General features: G+C 70.2%; 14 protein-coding genes and 1 pseudogene. 10 read left to right on the top strand and 5 right to left on the bottom strand.

Annotation, left to right across the window (positions count from 1 at the left end):
* Positions 1–67: 67 nt before the first annotated feature.
* From OG858_RS14220 to OG858_RS14245, 6 genes and pseudogenes are all read left to right on the top strand, one after another.
* Entirely contained in the window at positions 68–1,795 is a 1,728-nt protein-coding gene (locus tag OG858_RS14220; RefSeq protein WP_319064714.1) for a pyridoxal phosphate-dependent aminotransferase, read from the top strand.
* Positions 1,796–2,144: 349 nt separating this feature from the next.
* The gene (locus OG858_RS14225) at positions 2,145–3,401 is read left to right on the top strand and encodes an ABC transporter substrate-binding protein (RefSeq protein ID WP_319064715.1); all 1,257 of its coding nucleotides are present in this window, start codon (positions 2,145–2,147) and stop codon (positions 3,399–3,401) included.
* A gap of 119 nt (positions 3,402–3,520) precedes the next feature.
* The gene (locus OG858_RS14230; RefSeq protein WP_408059400.1) at positions 3,521–4,351 is read left to right on the top strand and encodes an intradiol ring-cleavage dioxygenase; all 831 of its coding nucleotides are present in this window, start codon (positions 3,521–3,523) and stop codon (positions 4,349–4,351) included.
* Between the two features lie 315 nt (positions 4,352–4,666).
* Positions 4,667–5,131, top strand: coding sequence for an ATP-binding protein (locus tag OG858_RS14235; RefSeq protein WP_319064805.1), 465 nt, complete (start codon positions 4,667–4,669; stop codon positions 5,129–5,131).
* Between the two features lie 327 nt (positions 5,132–5,458).
* Positions 5,459–5,641 (top strand): annotated as a pseudogene (locus OG858_RS14240) (VOC family protein); the annotation flags it as partial.
* A 531-nt stretch (positions 5,642–6,172) separates the two neighbouring features.
* On the top strand, positions 6,173–7,027 hold the full coding sequence (locus tag OG858_RS14245) for an intradiol ring-cleavage dioxygenase (RefSeq protein WP_328544830.1): 855 nt from the start codon (positions 6,173–6,175) through the stop codon (positions 7,025–7,027).
* Between the two features lie 188 nt (positions 7,028–7,215).
* Here the strand turns inward: OG858_RS14245 and OG858_RS14250 are convergent, their stop codons facing one another.
* The 5 genes from OG858_RS14250 to arfA all read right to left on the bottom strand — a co-directional run bounded on the left by OG858_RS14250 (position 7,216) and on the right by arfA (position 12,388).
* Positions 7,216–8,058, bottom strand: coding sequence for a phosphotransferase (locus tag OG858_RS14250; protein ID WP_319316832.1), 843 nt, complete (start codon positions 8,056–8,058; stop codon positions 7,216–7,218).
* A gap of 838 nt (positions 8,059–8,896) precedes the next feature.
* The gene (locus tag OG858_RS14255) at positions 8,897–9,064 is read right to left on the bottom strand and encodes a hypothetical protein (protein WP_179200796.1); all 168 of its coding nucleotides are present in this window, start codon (positions 9,062–9,064) and stop codon (positions 8,897–8,899) included.
* A 54-nt stretch (positions 9,065–9,118) separates the two neighbouring features.
* A complete protein-coding gene (locus OG858_RS14260) occupies positions 9,119–10,120 on the bottom strand; it encodes a sulfite exporter TauE/SafE family protein (protein ID WP_328544829.1) in 1,002 nt (333 codons plus the stop codon).
* A 126-nt stretch (positions 10,121–10,246) separates the two neighbouring features.
* Positions 10,247–10,705 carry an RrF2 family transcriptional regulator gene (locus OG858_RS14265; protein ID WP_037704419.1) on the bottom strand — a complete coding sequence of 153 codons (459 nt, stop codon included), beginning with the start codon at positions 10,703–10,705 and terminating at the stop codon, positions 10,247–10,249.
* Positions 10,706–10,873: 168 nt separating this feature from the next.
* Positions 10,874–12,388 (bottom strand): arabinosylfuranosidase ArfA, encoded by a 1,515-nt coding sequence (gene arfA, locus OG858_RS14270; RefSeq protein ID WP_328544828.1) that lies wholly within the window; start codon positions 12,386–12,388, stop codon positions 10,874–10,876.
* Positions 12,389–12,731: 343 nt separating this feature from the next.
* On the opposite strand from arfA, the gene OG858_RS14275 reads away from it, so the two are divergent.
* From OG858_RS14275 to OG858_RS14290, 4 genes are all read left to right on the top strand, one after another.
* The gene (locus OG858_RS14275; protein ID WP_328544827.1) at positions 12,732–13,367 is read left to right on the top strand and encodes a transcriptional regulator; all 636 of its coding nucleotides are present in this window, start codon (positions 12,732–12,734) and stop codon (positions 13,365–13,367) included.
* A gap of 74 nt (positions 13,368–13,441) precedes the next feature.
* The gene (locus OG858_RS14280; protein ID WP_319259687.1) at positions 13,442–14,173 is read left to right on the top strand and encodes a toxin-antitoxin system, toxin component; all 732 of its coding nucleotides are present in this window, start codon (positions 13,442–13,444) and stop codon (positions 14,171–14,173) included.
* Positions 14,170–15,762 (top strand): MAB_1171c family putative transporter, encoded by a 1,593-nt coding sequence (locus OG858_RS14285; RefSeq protein ID WP_327748939.1) that lies wholly within the window; start codon positions 14,170–14,172, stop codon positions 15,760–15,762. The genes OG858_RS14280 and OG858_RS14285 overlap by 4 nt, the downstream gene beginning before the upstream one ends.
* Complete coding sequence (locus OG858_RS14290; protein WP_319064718.1) at positions 15,755–17,155, top strand: NAD(P)/FAD-dependent oxidoreductase; 1,401 nt, start codon at positions 15,755–15,757, stop codon at positions 17,153–17,155. The genes OG858_RS14285 and OG858_RS14290 overlap by 8 nt, the downstream gene beginning before the upstream one ends.
* Positions 17,156–17,259: the final 104 nt, after the last annotated feature.

Genomic DNA, 17,259 nt, shown 5'->3' on the forward strand with positions numbered 1-17,259 from the left:
CCCGCACGGGCCGCCCTAGTCGTCGGGCCCGCTCGTCCCCAACGGGCCCGCCCCCTACGGAGGTTCCATGGCCGACAACGTCACCTCGTTGTTCCGCAGCACTGCGGCGCACAGCCCTTCGATGGCTGCGCTGACGCGTGAGGGCGGCGACGGGGTGGGTCCGGTGGACTTCTGTATCCCGTGCAACCCGTACTTCCCCACGCCCGCCATGTTCGACGACATGGCGAGCAGACTGCGCGACATCATCACGTACTACCCCAGCAGCGCCGACACCATCACGGCCGAGCTGTGCAACCTGCTCCAACTGCCCCCGCAGTGCGTGGCGATGGGCAACGGCTCGACCGAGCTCATCACCTGGATCGACCATCTGCTGGTCCGGGAGTCGCTCGCCGTCCCCGTCCCCACCTTCGGCCGCTGGACCGACCAGCCGATGGAGACCGGCAAGCGCGTCGACATGTTCCCGCTCCAGGAGTCCAGCGGCTTCGCCCTGGACCTCGCGCAGTACGCCGAGTTCATTCGCGCCCGCGGCACCCGGGTCGCCGTCATCTGCAACCCGAACAACCCCGACGGCGGCTTCCTGCACCGGCACGCGCTGGTGCAGTTCATGGACGCGATGGCCGACCTGGACCTGATCGTCATCGACGAGTCGTTCCTGGAGTTCGCCGACGCCGAGTCCGAGCCGAGCACGGTCCAGGACGCGGTCATGCGGCCCAACGTGGTCGTACTGCGCAGCCTCGGCAAGAACTTCGGCCTGCACGGCATCCGCTTCGGCTACATGGTCGCCAACCCCGCCCTCGCCGGCAAGATCCGCTCGATGCTGCCGAAGTGGAACCTCAACTCCTTTGCCGAGTACGTGGTGTTCATGCTCAAGAACCATGGCGCCGAGTACATGGAGAGCCTGCACCAGGTCCGCCGGGACCGCCTGGACATGGCCCGCCAGCTCTCCGCCCTCCCCGGGCTGACGGTCTACCCGTCGCAGGGGAACTTCCTCTTCGTGCGCCTGCCCGTGGGCGCCGAGGGCACCGTGGTCCGCGACCGGCTCCTCACCGAGCACCGGATCCTGGTCCGCGAGTGCGGCAACAAGGTCGGCTCGTCCAGTCGCTTCCTGCGACTCGTGGTCCGGCCCCAGGTGGACGTGCGTCGTCTGGTGTCCGGCCTGGAGTCGGTTCTCTACGGGTCCAGGAGGGGAGCCGCCGTACCGGAGCTGAGCACCGGGACCAGCTACAGCTCGGGTACGGCGGCCGTGGACCGGCTGATGGGCGAGACCAGCGGCACCGGGATGCACAACCTCGCCGCGCAGGCCATGAGCATGCCGGCCCCGGCTGCCGCGTCCTCCATGCAGTTCGCGTCCCCGGCGCAGGCGCCCGCAGCGTCCATGCAGTTCGCGTCCCCGGCACCCGCTCCCGCCGCGTCCATGCAGTTCGCGTCCCCGCCGCAGGCGCCCGCCGCCTCCATGCAGTTCGCGTCCCCCGCACCCGCTCCCGCCGCGTCCATGCAGTTCGCGTCCCCGGCACCCGCTCCCGCGCCGACCCCCATGCCGACCCCCATGCCGATGCCGATCCCCGCGCCGGCCCCGATGCCCGCCGCACCGGCCGCCTCCATGCCGGCGCCCGGCCTCCAGCCCGTCGCCCAGACCGGCATGCCCGGCCTCGCGAGCGCCGCCCAGGGCCGCCGCACCATGGGCGCCGCCCAGGGCCTCACCGCCGCCCAGGTGCGCGGCCGCACCCAGCCGGAGCCCCTGGAGGAGCCGCAGGGGTGGCCTGCGGCGGGGGCGGTGTACAACCAGGTGGGATGAGCCCGGACTCTGCCAGACGGACCCCATGAGGCGACGCCTCCGACAAGCCCCGCACGGGCCGCTGTCGGGGGCGTCGCCTTGTCGGCGGGGCGGCGTCCGTTGCAGGCACCTGCGCCGAAGTGAACGTCAGGCGCGCCCATTCCGTACTTCCTTTCATGGGTCGGGCATCTCGGCCACACCCGTCGTACCCGTCACGCCCGTCGTACCCGTCACGCCCGTCACGCCGTCGGAATCAAAACGCAACACCTGCGGCCCCGTACGCGCCGGTGCGCGCCATACGATCAAGCCCAATCTCTACTCCTGTACTTACGCATCTCAGGTTCGGCTGGAAGCTGGAAGTGGGTGGACCGTGCGCCACAACGCCCGGACGATCGTGGCGGCCGCGGCCGCGCTGGGACTCGCCGCCGGGCTGTCCGGCTGCGGCAGCGCGGACGCCGAGTCGGGAACGGTCTCCCTGACGGTCGTCGCGACCAACTACGGCGACAGCGTTCACAAGAACTCCGAGGGCTACTGGGACCGGGTCACCCTGGCGTTCGGCGCAGAGCACCCGGGCATCAACGTGGACGTGCAGGTCTACGACCCGGACGAGGTCGACGAGAAGGTCGCCGCCCTGGTCGAGCGGGGCGAGGCACCCGACATCGTGCAGACGGACAGCTACTCCGAGTACGCCGCACAGGACCTGCTCTACAGCGCGGACGAGGTGCTGTCGGTCCCGGTCCAGGCCTCGTTCGTCCAGAGTCTCGCCAATGCCGGGGAGATGGACCGGGCGCAGTACGGCCTGCCGTTCACCGCGAGCACCCGGCTGCTCTACTACAACAAGGACCTGTTCGAACGGGCGGGCCTGGAGCCGCCGAAGACCTGGGACGAACTCCTCGCTGCGGCACGGGCGTTGAAGGCGCAGGGGGTGGAGTACCCGATCGCCGTGCCGCTCGGCCCGGAGGAGGCGGAGGCCGAGACTCTGATGTGGCTGCTGGCCGGCGACGGCGGCTACACCGACTCCACGAACCGCTACGACATCGCCTCCTCCACCAACGTGGCGACACTGACCTGGCTGAAGAAGAACCTGGTCGGCGAGGGTCTCACCGGCCCCGTCGCACCCGGCGAGCTGGACCGGGGCGAGGCCGTCGACGCCTTCCTCACCGGTGACGCGGCCATGGTCAACGGCCCGCTGTCGCTGGTCCGTCAGATCGAGGACTCCTCCGACTCCGTGCCCTACGGCGCCGTGCCGCTGCCGAGCCGCGACGGCAAGCAGACGCCCACCATGGGCACCGCGGACTGGGTCATCGCCTTCAAGAACGACGACCGTCGCACCGCCATCGGGCAGTTCCTCGACTTCCTCTACACCGACAAGTACGTGACCGAGCAGGCCGCCCAGTACGAACTGCTCCCCGTCACCACCTCCGCCGCCGACGCGATGCGCGCCGACAAGGCCCACCGGTCGCTGTGGAGCGGCCTCGACACGCTCCAGAACCTTCGCCTCTACCCCGTCGCCGAGACCAACTGGTCCGAGGTCGCCGCGGCGATCCGCAAGCAGATCGGCAGGGCGGTGACTCCGGAGGGGAACCCGCGTGAGGTCCTGGAATCGATCGCCAGGGCGGCGAAGTAGTCCCCCACGATCGTGCGGAGCATCACCCCAACTCACCTGTCTCACAAGGACCTTGACGATTGTTCACTTTGCCGAACTGACAGCTGGTCGACAGACTCCGCTCCTAGGGTGCCGTGTCCATGACAGACACTTCAGTGCCCTCAGAGGCAGCAAAGGCGACACAGGCGGCCACGGCGGCGGACGCGCCGGGGGCGACGCCGATCGGGCGCCGCACCGTACTGATCGCCACCGGCGCCACGGCCGCCACCCTGGCCGTGGGCGCCGCCGCCACACCTGAAGCCCCCACAACCGGGACGGCCGACACGGGGGACACCGCTCCCGTGGCCGCCGCGGCCGTCTGCACCCTCACCAAGGAGATGACCGAAGGCCCCTACTACCTCGACGGACAGCTCGTCCGCGCCGACATCCGCGAGGACAAGACCGGCTTCCCGCTGGTGCTCACCCTCACCGTCGTGGACGACGACACCTGCGCGCCGCTCGCGGGCGCGCTGGTGGAGATCTGGCACTGCGACGCGCTCGGTGAGTACTCCGGGTTCGTCGGCAACAACGGCCACAACGAACCCGACAACGGCACGTTCCTGCGCGGCGCCGTGCTCTCGAACTCCAGCGGCGTCGCGAAGATCACGACCGTCTACCCCGGCTGGTACCGGGGCCGGTGCATCCACATCCACCTCAAGGTGCACACGAACGTCACGCTCACCTCCGACGGCTCGTTCACGGGCGGTCAGGAACTCCACACCGGCCAGCTCTTCTTCGACGAGACCGTCACCACGCGTGTCGGCGCGCTCTCCCCCTACTCGGCAAACACGGTCCCCCGCACCACGCTCGCCCAGGACTCCATCTACGACGAGGGAGGCGCCGCCTCCGGCCTCCTCACCCTGACGGCCCTGGGCAGCTCGCCGACGGCCGGGTACGCGGGGTCGCTGACGGTGGGGGTGGAATCCAGCTGAGGTAACCCGTCCGGTACTCCGCGTACGACGGCACCGGCTCCTCCCAGACCGTACGGGAGGGGCCGGTGCCGTTTCGCGGACCGGGGCAGCCGGGCCTGACTGATCGGTGAACGCAAACCGATCAGCCCGGGTCGAGCGAAATCGATCACGACTCGGTCGAATTCACACGGTTCCGACCAGGCGTGATGTCCTCTCGATCTCCTGGGTACTCATCCGGCGAGCGCGGCTAGCGTGGGCAAGGTGCGGCAGTTCACCTTTGACGCCCAGCACCTCGTGCTCGTACCCATCGACACCCATCGAGAGGAGGCGGCCGTGATGCCGGGCGGGGAGACGGACGGCGGAGCAGGAACGATCGGCGGCCCGGGCGGCGACGCCCCCGGCCTCACCGCCGAAACGCTCTTGCTGACACGCCACTTCACGGGCGAGAACCTCCCCCAGGTACGCGCCCAGGTGGAGGACACGGCCGCGGCGGCGGGGCTCGGTGGCGTCCGGCTCGGCGAGTTCACCCTCGCGGTCAGTGAGATCGCCGCCAACGCCGTGGAACACGCCGGCGGCCGAGGCCGCCTCGAACTCCGCCGCCTCCCCCACGAACTGGAGTGCCGCATCACCGACGACGGCCCCGGCTTCACCCCCGCCATCCCCGAACTCCTCCCCGGCCTCACCGACACCTGCCCCGGCCGCGGCCTCTGGCTCGCCCACCTGGTCACGGACCGCCTCACGGTCACGACGGACCTGACGGGGGCGGGGGCGGAGGTGACACTGGCTGTGCGGCTGGGGTGAGCGGCGGGAGGCGTCCGCGGACGAGTGGGGAGGTCTTCGCAGTCCCCCGGGTCACGCGTGCATCCGCGCCTCCTCGGTTCGGCCTGTTGACTGGCAAGCTCGCCCTACGGGGCGTCCACACGTCCGTGAAGGCCCTGGAGGACGACGTCACCGCGTGGATCAGTACGGTCCTTGTCGGCCGCTGAAGCAAGTGAACCGGCTCTGAACTGCGACGACTGATGGACTACATGTCCACGAAGGTCAGCCGGCGCTCTCCGGGGGATCACGAGCACCGGTGACGGCGGTAGCTGTCAGAGGTGTGCAGTACGGTCCTGGCATGGCGGCCAAATCGATCTGACCCTCGATTGCGCGAACGCACAGCTTCTGGCCGACTTCTGGAAGACGGCACTGGGCTATATCGACGAGCCTCCACCTGCCCCCTTCAAAACCCGCGAGGAGTGGCTCGCGCAGTTCGACCTGCCGGAGGACGACTCCGAGGACGACGGGGCATGGCTCTGCGATCCCGACGGCGATTTCGACGCAGCGGGTCGCCACGGAGCCGCAGAGAGCGGCGATCTGAACAAGGGCAAAACCGTGGGCCCCGGCCCGAGACCGCCCGGTCGTGGCGGCCTTCGCGACACGGAACAATCTGGTCACCGAATTCCAACTGGCCGGCCTGGCTGCGTGAGCGGTTCGTCGAGCCACCGAGCGACACAGCGGCCGACCGCCAAAGCCCGTTCGTGCGGCGCCACGAGGTGAGAGCGTCATCGACCCTATCCAACCCTGGCGGACAAGGGCGATCCGGGACGGCAGCGGCGACACCGGATCGAGAGCCCTTCCGCGTGACCAGTTCTCGATCAGCCCCTCGGTCGCATCGACGGCGCACGTGGGGACACAACCCGACCGATGGCTGTCGGCTTCGGCCGGTGACCGGCGAACAGAAGGGGTTGGGCCAATGTGTCCCAACTAGACCTAAAACCAAGCGGGTTGAGACTTACATTCCCAGCGTATTCACAGGCGCACATTAAGGATTCCTTCAGGTGCGCTTCTAGTTTCGTGGGCATGACGGAGAACACGAACCCGCAGCACGCACACCAGGACCCGACGCGGGACGCGGGAGCAAAACACCGGCGGGACAAGGGTGTTCGGCGGCGGCGGGTGCTCATCGGTGGAGCCTCGGTCGCGGCGGCGGGTGGCCTCGCGGCGGCCGGGCTCGCGGCCGCGAACACCACCACGGAAAGCACCAGCACGGAGGCCGGCACCGCCGAGAGCGGCACCACCGGCTCCGCCTCCACCAGCAGTGTCTGTGTGTTGAACGCCGAGGTCACCGAGGGTCCGTACTCCCTCGAAGGGGCCCTGGTCCGCGAGGACATCCGGGAGGAGACCGAGGGCTTCGAGGTCCGGTACACCTTCACCGTCGTCGATGTGGCGAACGACTGCGCGCCTCTCGCCGACGCCCTGCTCGAGATCTGGCACTGCGACCACCTCGGGGAGTACTCCGGGTTCGTCGGCGGGAACGGGCACGACTACGAGGACAACGGCACCTTCCTGCGCGGCGGCCAGATGACCGACGAGAACGGGCAGTGCAACATCACGTCCATCTGGCCCGGTCACTACATCTCCCGCGCGGTCCATGTGCATATGCGAGTGCATACGGACGTCACCCTCACCGACGACTCGTACACCGGCGGCGAGGTCATCCACACCGGTCAGCTCTTCTTCGACGAGGACATCAACGAGGAGGTCCAGGCGACCTCCCCGTACTCGGACAACACGACGCCGGAGACGACGCTGTCCGACGACAGCATCTATGACGACGGGGGTGCGTCGAGCGGGCTGCTGACGCTGACCGCGTTGGGCAGCGGTGTCTCCGACGGATACAAGGCGACGATCACCGTGGGTGTGGACAGCGTCTAGCCTTCCAGCACTTTCCCGGCCGATCAGATGACCAGTCCGTGTCCGGGCAGGTGCACGGGTAGGTGCTGTGGGCACAGGTCGAGGGGATGAGATCTCCTCTCAAGCCGGCCGTGTTCGTCCGCTGCTCCGTGTCGGGATGCCGCACACGGAGCAGCGGATCGGGAACCGGCAGCCTCTGCGTCTCCAGTTCAGCCAAGTTCGCCGCGATCGAGTGCGGCACGGACCTGGTTGAGTCCCTCCACTCTCCAGTGGCCCCGGTCGGGCATCTGGTCGTTCCGGCGCCAGCGCCAGGCCGAGAACATGGCCCAGTTCAGGGCGCGGCACCGGTGAATCAGGCCGTGGTCGGCCCCCGCGTAGTGCTTTCCCACTTCTTCGGGCGCGTGGGCGAGGTCGAACTCGATCGGGCCACGGCAGCACGTGGCGAGGTCCACGAAAAGCGGCCCTCTCCTCGTGTTCAGGAGGTTTCCCGGATGAGGCTCGCCGTGCAACAGCTGCTCGCCCGTTCTGTCGATGCTGATCGCGGCGCTCAGTCCACCGAGTGTGTCGCCGAGGAGTTCCCGGTCAGAAGCGGGCAGTTCGGGGGACTGCTCCCGGTCGTTCACCGCTCTCAGTGCCACGGCGACTCGATCGGTGAAATGCGGTGCGCCCAGATCGATCCGGCGCAGGGCGGCATGGTGCCGCAGGAACACGTCCGCGTAGTCGACCGGCGCGATCTCTGACCGCACAGGCTCGTAGTAGGTCCAGAGCGAGATGGCGAAGGCGTCACGCACGTGGACTCGGGGCTCGACCCGAGGGTCGAGCTCAGCCACCGGAGCGTCGACGTCGGCGAGACGGCGAGCGACCTCTACTTCGAACTCTGAATCAGCCAGATGCCCCGAAGGCGCGACCCGAGCCAGAACATCGCAGGGGACCAGGCGCAGCGCGAGGCGGTCCGAGTTGTGGAGGACGATCGCATCGTCGACCTGAAGGCGCAACTCCGCAGCGGTCGCCCGTCCTGCCTCAACTGCGCGGCGGAGTTCGGATGGCTCCATGCCGTTCTCCCTCATGGCTGAGTACACATACACGTCTGGGGACAACGGCGACGCCCCCGATGTCCTCGTGAACGTCAACATCTATTCGGCAGCCAGCCCCGGACCCGGCGACAAGCATCGCAAAGCGGGACCTGCGCAGGCCCCGGGATTTATCCGGCCGGTCATGTGACCAAGGGCAGTCCCGAAACTACTGGCGTGCGCGGCCTCAGGCAGCCCAGAACGGAGGCTCGGGCGCCAGGGCTTGCACGGTGGTCAGCCTCGCCCGAGCCGCTGTGCCGGCCCTGGACTCCAGAGCCATGTGCGTGTGCGGGTTCGGCCTGCAATGTCAGCGCTGTGCGCGGCTGCCATCACCGTCATTACCGGCCACGCCAACAGAGTCGTCCCAAGCTGCAGATAAGCCCCATCTGTGCCTATCGCGACAACCACGAACTCGGCCGGGAAGACCAGCACTCCCAGCAGTGCTCCCACGAGGGCAAGTTGCCATGCGCGGGTGAGGGCGCGAGACGCAAGAGCCAGTCCTCCACCGAGAATCAAGCCCATCAGCACACCAGCCAGCAAACTTCCTCCGAAGAGCAGCCCTCCATAGCGCACGTTACGAGCGGCAAGCTGCGTGTCCCCTCCCCTAAGAAACTCCACCGCGGCCACCCCCAGAGCGAGAGCAGCCCATGGGATGCCCGGAACGCAAGCCATCAGCAGGCCGACTCTCACGCCGCGCCCCAGCATGCCCTGCCTGTTCATACGCCCTCTCAGCCATCGCACGTGCTGTATGGAGGAGATCACGTGAGCGGCCCTGATTGCTATCCCTTGAAACGCGACGATCAGCGGGTGACTGGTGTGATCACGGCATCGGAGCGGTCTTGGACAGCCCCGTGCGCATCCGCCCGTGGACGGCCTGCCCGGCCCAAGCACCGAACCCTCCCGACCCGGCCCCGGACGACTTCCAGGCCGAAAGAACACCCGGCACGAGCGCGACCGCGACCGCGCGGCTCATCTCCAGTCCACTCATCAGGTTCCTCCGCCGCTACCACCCTGACGGGACGCGTGATCGCCCGAACGCGTCCTAGCCATTGTGGGTTGCCACCGGCTCGTCGTGGCTGGTCGCGCCGTTCCCCGCGCCTCTTCGGGACGCGGGGGTGGCGGCCTTCTCTTTCAGGTGTTCTCGGATCGAGTGCGTCAGGGCCGCCGCCCAGAGCGCGTACACGGCGACATACACCACGGTCCTCAGCGCGCCCGACGCCGCGATCCAGTCGCTGTTCAGAAGCGTGCGGACGTTCGTCGCGATGATGATCCCGCCCACCGCCGAGCCCAGCACCCTCGGCGGGACCAGGCGGACCAGCCACGCGGCGATGGGCGCGGCCACCATCCCGCCCAGCAGGAACGCGGCCACCCAGGCCCAGTCGAGGCCCTGGGAGCCGAGGGAGAAGAGGAAGCCCAGGCTCGCGGAGACCGCGACGAGGAACTCGCTCGTGTCGATCGAGCCGATGACCTTACGGGGCTCCATGCGGCCGCTCGCGAGCAGGGCGGGGGTGCCCACCGGGCCCCAGCCGCCTCCGCCGGTCGCGTCGAGGAAACCGGCGACCAGGCCGAGCGGGGACAGGAACCGCTTCCGCAACGGCCGGCCGAGGCGTTCCTCGGGCAGGCCGCGCAGGGTGAAGCGGGACAGGACATAAAGGCCGAGGCCGAGCAGGATCAGCGACATCACCGGACCGGCGACCTCGGTGGAGAGCGACGAGAGGACGGTCGCACCCAGGAATGCGCCCACCGCGCCCGGTACGCCGATCCTGGCGACGACCTTCCAGTCCACGTTCCCGAACCGCCAGTGCGAGGCGCCCGACATCAGGGTCGTACCGATCTCGGCGAGGTGCACCGTCGCCGAGGCGATGGCCGGGTTGGTGCCCATGGCGAGCAGCAGAGTCGTCGAGGTCACGCCGTAGGCCATGCCCAGGCTGCCGTCCACGAGCTGGGCGCCCAGGCCCGCCAGTGCGAGCAGTACCAGCGTCCGCATCTCTTCCTCGTCCCGTCTTCCGTCGCCGCTCTTTCCGGCCTTTCCGGTCTTTCCCACCGGTTGAGTAGGGATTGACCGCGCGGCAACGCTACGAGAGCAAGCTGAGGACAGGCTGAGCGCGAGGTAACGATCCCGTGCAGCCGCCCGCCGGACCTACCCCGCACCTACCCCGCACCTACGGGGTCACGGGTTCTCCCAGGCCGTCGGCTCCGCCGCCAGCCCCTTCACCGGCTCGGGCAGGGTGCCGGCCGCGAGGTCGGCCACCGTGACGCCCTCCAGGATGCGGCGGACATTGGCCCGCAGCGCGATCCACAGCGGCAGCAGCGGCTCGGCGGATCCGGTGTAGGTCAGCCCGGTCGGCCGCTCACCCCGTACCGACACGATGGGCCCGTCGACGGCTCGGATCACGTCGGCGACGGTGATGGCGGAGGGTTCACGGGCCAGTTGGTACCCGCCGCTGCCACCCCGCCTGCTGGTGACCAGGCCGCCGCGCCTGAGGTCCCCGAGGATGCCCTCGAGGAACTTGTGCGGGATCTCCTGCACGGTCGCGATGGCTTCGGCCTTCACCGGCCCGTTCTCCTGGCGTACGGCGACTTCCAGTACCGCGCGTACGGCGTAATCCGCCCGTGCCGAGATCCTCATGGCCAACATTGTCGACCACGCGGACGGGCGATCGCTCCACGTCGCAGGCGACCCGCGCCCCAAGGGGCGCGGGGAACCGCGCGAGCAACCACCGGCAACCCGCAGACGGCAGACGGCAGACGGCAGACGGCAGACGGCAGACGGCAGACGGCAGACGATCCCGGACTCTCAGCCGAGCCGGATCACATTCCACGACATCGGCTCCAGGACCGCGCTCAGCACGCCGTCCTGCAAGGAAGCCCCCTCACCCGCGTGCGGAGCGACCCGCTCGGGTTCCGCCAGTGTGTTCCGCGCGTCCGGGTCCGCGTCGGCCAGCACGCTGTGCTCGACGATCCGTGTCAACTCCAGGCCGTTCAGGGAGACTTCCAGCGGCAGCGCGTCCGTACGCCCCCGGTTGACCGCGAACACGGTCACCGACCCGTCCTCGGCCCGCACCGCCGTCGCGTGCAGCAGATCAGCCTCGCCGTACTTCCTGGTCTCGTACGTCGGCGAGTCCACCCGTACGTCGAGCACCTCGCCCCGCCCGTACTTCGCGGCCTGGGCGAACGGGAAGAACGTCGTCTGCCGCCAGGCCGGGCCGCCCGGCTCGGTCATGATCGGGGCGATGACGTTGACGAGCTGGGCGAGGCAGGCGACGGTGACGCGGTCGGCGTGACGGAGGAGCGCGATGAGGAGGGAGCCGAAGACGACGGCGTCCATGACGCTGTAGTTGTCCTCCAGGAGGCGCGGAGCCTCCGCCCAGTCCCGCGCGCCGGAGTTCTCGATCGCGTGCCACTCCGAGATGTACCAGACGTTCCACTCGTCGAAGGAGAGGTTGATCTTCTTCTTGGACTTGAGCTTCGCGCCCACATGGTCGGCGGTGGCGACCACGTTCTCGATGAAGGACTCCATGTCGACGGCGGAGGCGAGGAAGGAGTCGACGTCGCCGTCCTCGGGCTGGTAGTAGGCGTGCAGGGAGATGTAGTCGACGAGGTCGTACGTCTCCGCCAGGACCGTCGCCTCCCACTCGGCGAAGGTCGGCATGGACTGGCTGGAGGAGCCGCAGGCGACGAGTTCGACGTCCGGGTCGATCTGGCGCATCGCGCGGGCGGTCTCGGCGGCGACACGACCGTACTCCGTCGCCGTCTTGTGGCCGGTCTGCCAGGGGCCGTCCATCTCGTTGCCGAGACACCAGAGCTTGATGCCGAAGGGGTCCCTGTCGCCGTGGGTGGCGCGGAGGTCGGAGAGGGCGGTGCCGGCGGGGTGGTTGGCGTACTCCTGGAGTTCGAGGGCCTCGGCGACTCCGCGGGTGCCGAGGTTGAGGGCCATCATGGGCTCGGCCTGGGGGCCGACCTTCTTCAGGAAGGCGATGTACTCGGAGAGGCCGAAACGATTGGTCTCGGTGGAGCGCCAGGCGAGGTCGAGGCGGCGCGGGCGGTCCTCGGCGGGGCCGACGGAGTCCTCCCACTTGTAGCCGGAGACGAAGTTGCCGCCGGGGTAGCGGATCGTCGTGACGCCCAGCTCCCGGACCAGGTCCAGCACATCGGTCCGCAGGCCCGCCTCGTCGGCCGCGGGGTGGTCCGGCTCGTAGATGCCTGTGTAGACGCAGCGGCCGAGGTGTTCGACGAAGGAGCCGAAGAGTCGGGGGTTGACCTCGCCGACCTTGAATGCGGGGTCGAGGGTGAAGCGGGCGGTGCGGGTCATCGGGGGCTACCCCTTCGGTGTTCGCTGTTCGCTGTTCGCTGTTCGCTGTTCGCCGTTCGCCGTTCGGCGTTGGGCGTTCGGCGTTCGGTATTACGGATGGTGATCGTTGAGCCGAACGGGACGCTATGGTCGAAGTCGGGGCGAGTCAATGGGGTCGTGCGTCCAGGTGGCGTGCGCCTGTTCGTCCGCCAGGCGCACCGATCGGGCGGGGGTGGCCCCTCTGTGGCTTGTCGCGCGGTTCCCCGTACCCCTGAAGGGGCGCGTGCACCACTATCGTTCGTCAAAATTCAACGATCGTTGGATTCTCGTGGTGTCGGTGCCGGAGGGCACGTAGGGTCGGCGCGTGCCTGCACTCCCCGACGCCCTTGCCGAGACCTTGACGCGACTCGACGCCCGTATCACGGAGACCGGTGCCGACCGGGGTCTGCTTCTTGACGTACAGACGCTGGCGGAACGAACGGCCCTCGACGGGGACGCGGTGCGGGCCCTGCTCGACGGGGGCGCACCGGTGGCCGACCGGGTCGACGACCGGGTGCGTGGGCGGGTGCGGGCGCTGCACGAGGCGTATGTCGCGCGGAGCGGGAAGCGGGCCGGTGAGGTCTGCAAGGAGGTCGCGGAGCGGCTCTCGATCAGTCCCGAGTGGGCCCGGCAGTTGCTGCTCGGCAAGAAGATGCCGAACGTACCCGACCTGACCGAACTCGCGGGGTTCTTCGGCATCGAGGAGGGCGTCCGGTTCTTCACCGACCCGGCCGCGACCGTCCTGAACCGGGAACTCGGCCGCCTGCTGGCAGGACTTGAGGGTGAGACGGACGACGACGGGCCGCTGGTCGAGTACGGGCCGCTGGTCGAGTTCGCCACCCGGCACGGGGTCGTCACACTCGCGCTGCGCGGCCATCGGCTGACGCGCCGCAAGCAGGAGGCTCTCGCCGTCATGCTCGAAGGGCTGCTCGGCGTGGACGACGAGGAGACCCGGCGATGAGCCGCAGCGAGGGCACCGGGGGCGACCGCGCCGGGAGCGAGGGGCGCCCGTGGGCCGGGCGGGCCGCCCGGGGCATGGCGATCGCGGGGCTGCGCGGGGCCGTCGGCCGGGTCCGGGCCGCGCTGTTGCCCTCGCGGTCCGCCGCCGAGATGCGGAAACTGACCGCCGGGCTCAGCAGGGCGGTACGAGGGAGGCTCGACGCGCCCGTCGACGTACGGGAGTTGGGCGCGGCGTTGTGTGCGGAGATGAGTGCGCGGCGGGGCGGGCGGCCGGTGAAGCTGCGGTTCGAGCGGTTTCCGGACGGGATCGGGGTGACCGGACTGTGGATGGAGTTCCCCGACTTCGACCTGGTGATCGTCGAGGAGCGGGCGGAGACCGTGCAGCAACTGGTCATCCTGGGGCATGAGTTGTGGCACATGCATGCCGGGCACTGTCATCGCCATCTGCCGGGCCCGGACGCCGCCACGCTCGCGCGGTCCGATGAGGCGGGTGAGCCGGGTGAGCCGAATGGGTCGGGTGAGCCGGGTAGGTCGTACGAGTCGGGTGATCGGCGCGCGTCCGCGCCGTCGCCGCTCTCCCCCGAGCTGTCCGCCGCGCTCGGGCAGGGCGGCACGCCCATCGCGGCCCGCAACGGCTCGCACGAATCCGACGAGCAGGAGGCCGAGGACTTCGGCCACCGGCTCGCGACCGTCTTCCGTTCCTGGGTGGACACCGGGCAGGGCGGCTCGGCCGATCCGGCGGACCCGGCCGACCCCGTCGGGCAGGCCATCCAGGCGTCGCTGGGCTATCGCAGGCACCGGAGATGAGGGGGACGGCCGTGCCCGCGACGACGACCGGGGCCCTCAGCCCCGCCGACTTCTTCGGTGACCTGTACATCTCGTTCTGGATCCCCACGGCCGTACTGACCGCCGCCCTGGTGATCAAGCTTCCCAGCATCGTGAAGCTGTGGCGGGACTCGCTGCTGCGGGCGGTCGGCGGGCTGCTGCTGCTCGCCTGCTGCGTCTTCGTGTTCGCGGTGCCGTCGGTCATCGCCTGGACCAACCGGGTCACGGGCGTGCCGAACGTCGCCGCGCCCTGGGTGTACTCCCTCATCACCGCGTTCTGCGCGTCCTGTCTGCTGCTGATCGTCGCGTGGCGCTACGGCCCGGCGGACCGGTCACCGGCGACCCGCCGCCTCATGCGGTGGGTCGTCGGCGTGTACGCGGGGGTGATCGTCGCCCTGTGGGCGCTGTTCGCGCTGGCGGACGTCCCCCGCGAGCGGCTGCGCGATCTGGACACGTACTACGCCACCACGCCCTTCATGCGCGAGGAGATCCTGCTCTACCTCCTCGCGCACACGGCGGCCTGTCTGATCACCTACGGGCTGATCCGCAACTGGGTCCGCGCGGACGGCCTCGACCTGTGGCTGCGAGGCGGCCTGAAGGCGCTGGGCCTGGGTTGCGCGCTCAATCTGGTGTTCGACGCCTCGAAGCTCACGGCGGTGGTCGCCCGCTGGACGGGGCACGACCTCGACTGGCTGAGCACTCATGTGGCGCCGCCGGTCGTCGCCCTGGCGGCCATCTGTATCGCGGTGGGCTTCATCCTGCCGCACGGCGGCCAGTATCTGCAGGACCGCTGGCGGGTGCGGGCCGGCCACCGGCGGCTTCGGCCCCTGTACCTGCTGACCCGGACCGTCGACGACTCCCGCGTCCCCTTCGCACTGCGCGCCACGCCGGAGCTGCGCCTCACCCGCCGGGAGACGTTCATCCGCGACGCCCTGCTCCGGCTGACCCGCCACCTCGACCAGGACCTGCGGCGTCGCGCGTACGACGCCGCCCTGGACCTCGGCCACGAGCCCGGGCGCGCGAAGGCCCTCGCCGCCGCCGTGACCATCCAGGACGCGGTGGCCACCCGGAGGCGGTCGCCCGACAGCGGGACGACGGCCACGCTCACGGCGGGCCCGCTCGTCTTTCCGGGGCTCGCGGCGGGTTCGGGTGACCTGCCGGACGTGGAGGGCCTGGCGGGAGCAGGGGACCAGCCGGCCACAAGGGACTGGGCGGGCGCAGGAGACCAGCCGAGCGCAAGGAACCAGCCGAGCGCAGGAGACCAGCCAGGCGCAAGGAACCGGGCGGGCGCAGGAGACCAGCCAGGCGCAAGGAACCGGGCGGGCGCAGGAGACCAGCCAGGCGCAAGGAACCGGGCGGGCGCAGGAGACCCGGAGAGTGTGGAGGGGGACCTGGCGGGAGCGCCGGGCCGTTCGGCCGTCCCCGAGTTCGCGGTCTCCTCGGACTTCACCGATCTGCTCCAGGACATCGAGGCCGTGTCGCTGGCGCTTCGCGAGCCCGTCGAGATCGAGGCGGTGCGTGTGCTCGCCGCCGCCTCCCGCACAGAGAGCGGTGTGCCCATACATGAGTGAACGCCCCGCCGCCGTCCGGTCCGCCATCGTGCTCGGTGGTTCCCTCGCCGGCATGCTCGCGGCCCGTGCCCTGGCCGGGTTCGTGGACGAGGTCACGGTCGTCGAGCGGGACGCGCTGCCCGAGCGGCCCGGTCCACGCCGGGGTCTGCCGCAGGCCCGCCACGCCCACATGCTGTGGTCGGGCGGGGCCCAGGCCGTGGAGGAGCTGGTGCCCGGTACCACCGAGCGGCTGCTGGCGGCCGGGGCACACCGGCAGGCGGTCACCACGGACATGGTGATCCTGTCGCCGCAGGGCTGGTACCGGCGCTGGCCCGTGTCCCACCACAACCTCCTGGCCGGGCGGGACCTGCTGGACGCGACCGTCCGTACGGCGGTGCTGGCCGACGACCGTGTCGACCTGCTGGAGCGCACCGAGGTGCTCGGGCTCGTCGGCGGCGAGGCGGCCGTGACCGGGGTACGGGTGCGCCAGGACGACGGCACCGAGCGTGTCCTCGAAGCCGGGCTGGTCGTCGACGCCACCGGCCGTTCCTCCCGCGCACCTCACTGGCTCGCGGCGCTCGGCCTGCCCGAGCCGGAGAAGCGGGAGGTCGACTCCGGTCTCGCGTACGCCAGCCGGGTCTTCCGCGCGCCGGAGGGGGCCCGGCGTGGGTTCCCGGTGGTCGCCGTTCAGGCCGACGCGCGGCGGCCGGGGCCCGGCCGGTCCGCCTTCCTGGTGCCCATCGAGGACGGGCGGTGGATCGTCATGCTGTCCGGGACGCGAGGTGGCGAACCCTCCCCCGACAACGACGACTTCGTACGGTACGCCCGGGAGGAGCTGCGGCATCCGCTCATCGGCGAACTGATCGCCGGGGCCGAGCCGTTGGGCGATGTGGCGTTCACGCGGTCCACCGCCAACCGGCGTTGGTTCTACGAGCGGATGTCCCGCCGGCCGGAGAACTTCGCCGTCATCGGGGACGCGCTCGCCGTGTACAACCCGGTCTACGGGCACGGTATGGCGGTCGCCGCCCAAAGCGCGCTCGCGCTACGGGATGTGATCCGGCGTCAGGGCTGGGGCTCGCCCGGTCTGGCGCGGCGGATACAGAAGGCGGTGGCCCGTCCGGTGGGCGTGGCCTGGGACCTCGCCACGGGGCAGGACGTGTTCTACGAGGGGGCGACAAAGGCCGGGCCCACGCGGCGGGACCGGCTGGTCGCCGCGTACGTGAACCGGCTCCTGCTCACCGCCACCGGCAACGGCCGTATCGCGCGCCGTCTGACCGACGTGACCTCCCTGGAGCGCGGCCCGGAGGTCCTCCTCACACCGGGCGTCCTGCTGGCGGCAGCCGCGGGGCCCCTCAGACCGAGGCTGGAGGAGGCACCGCTGACGCCGGAGGAGCGCAAGGCCGCCGGCCTCTGACCGCGGGGCGGGCGGCGAACGGGGGATCAGCCGCGGACTCCGCCGCGAACCCGGCACCCGGCACCCGGCACCCGGCACGGCCGTGGTCGCCCACCGTTGCGGCG

The organism is Streptomyces europaeiscabiei, assembly GCF_036346855.1.
GTDB lineage: Bacteria > Actinomycetota > Actinomycetes > Streptomycetales > Streptomycetaceae > Streptomyces > Streptomyces europaeiscabiei.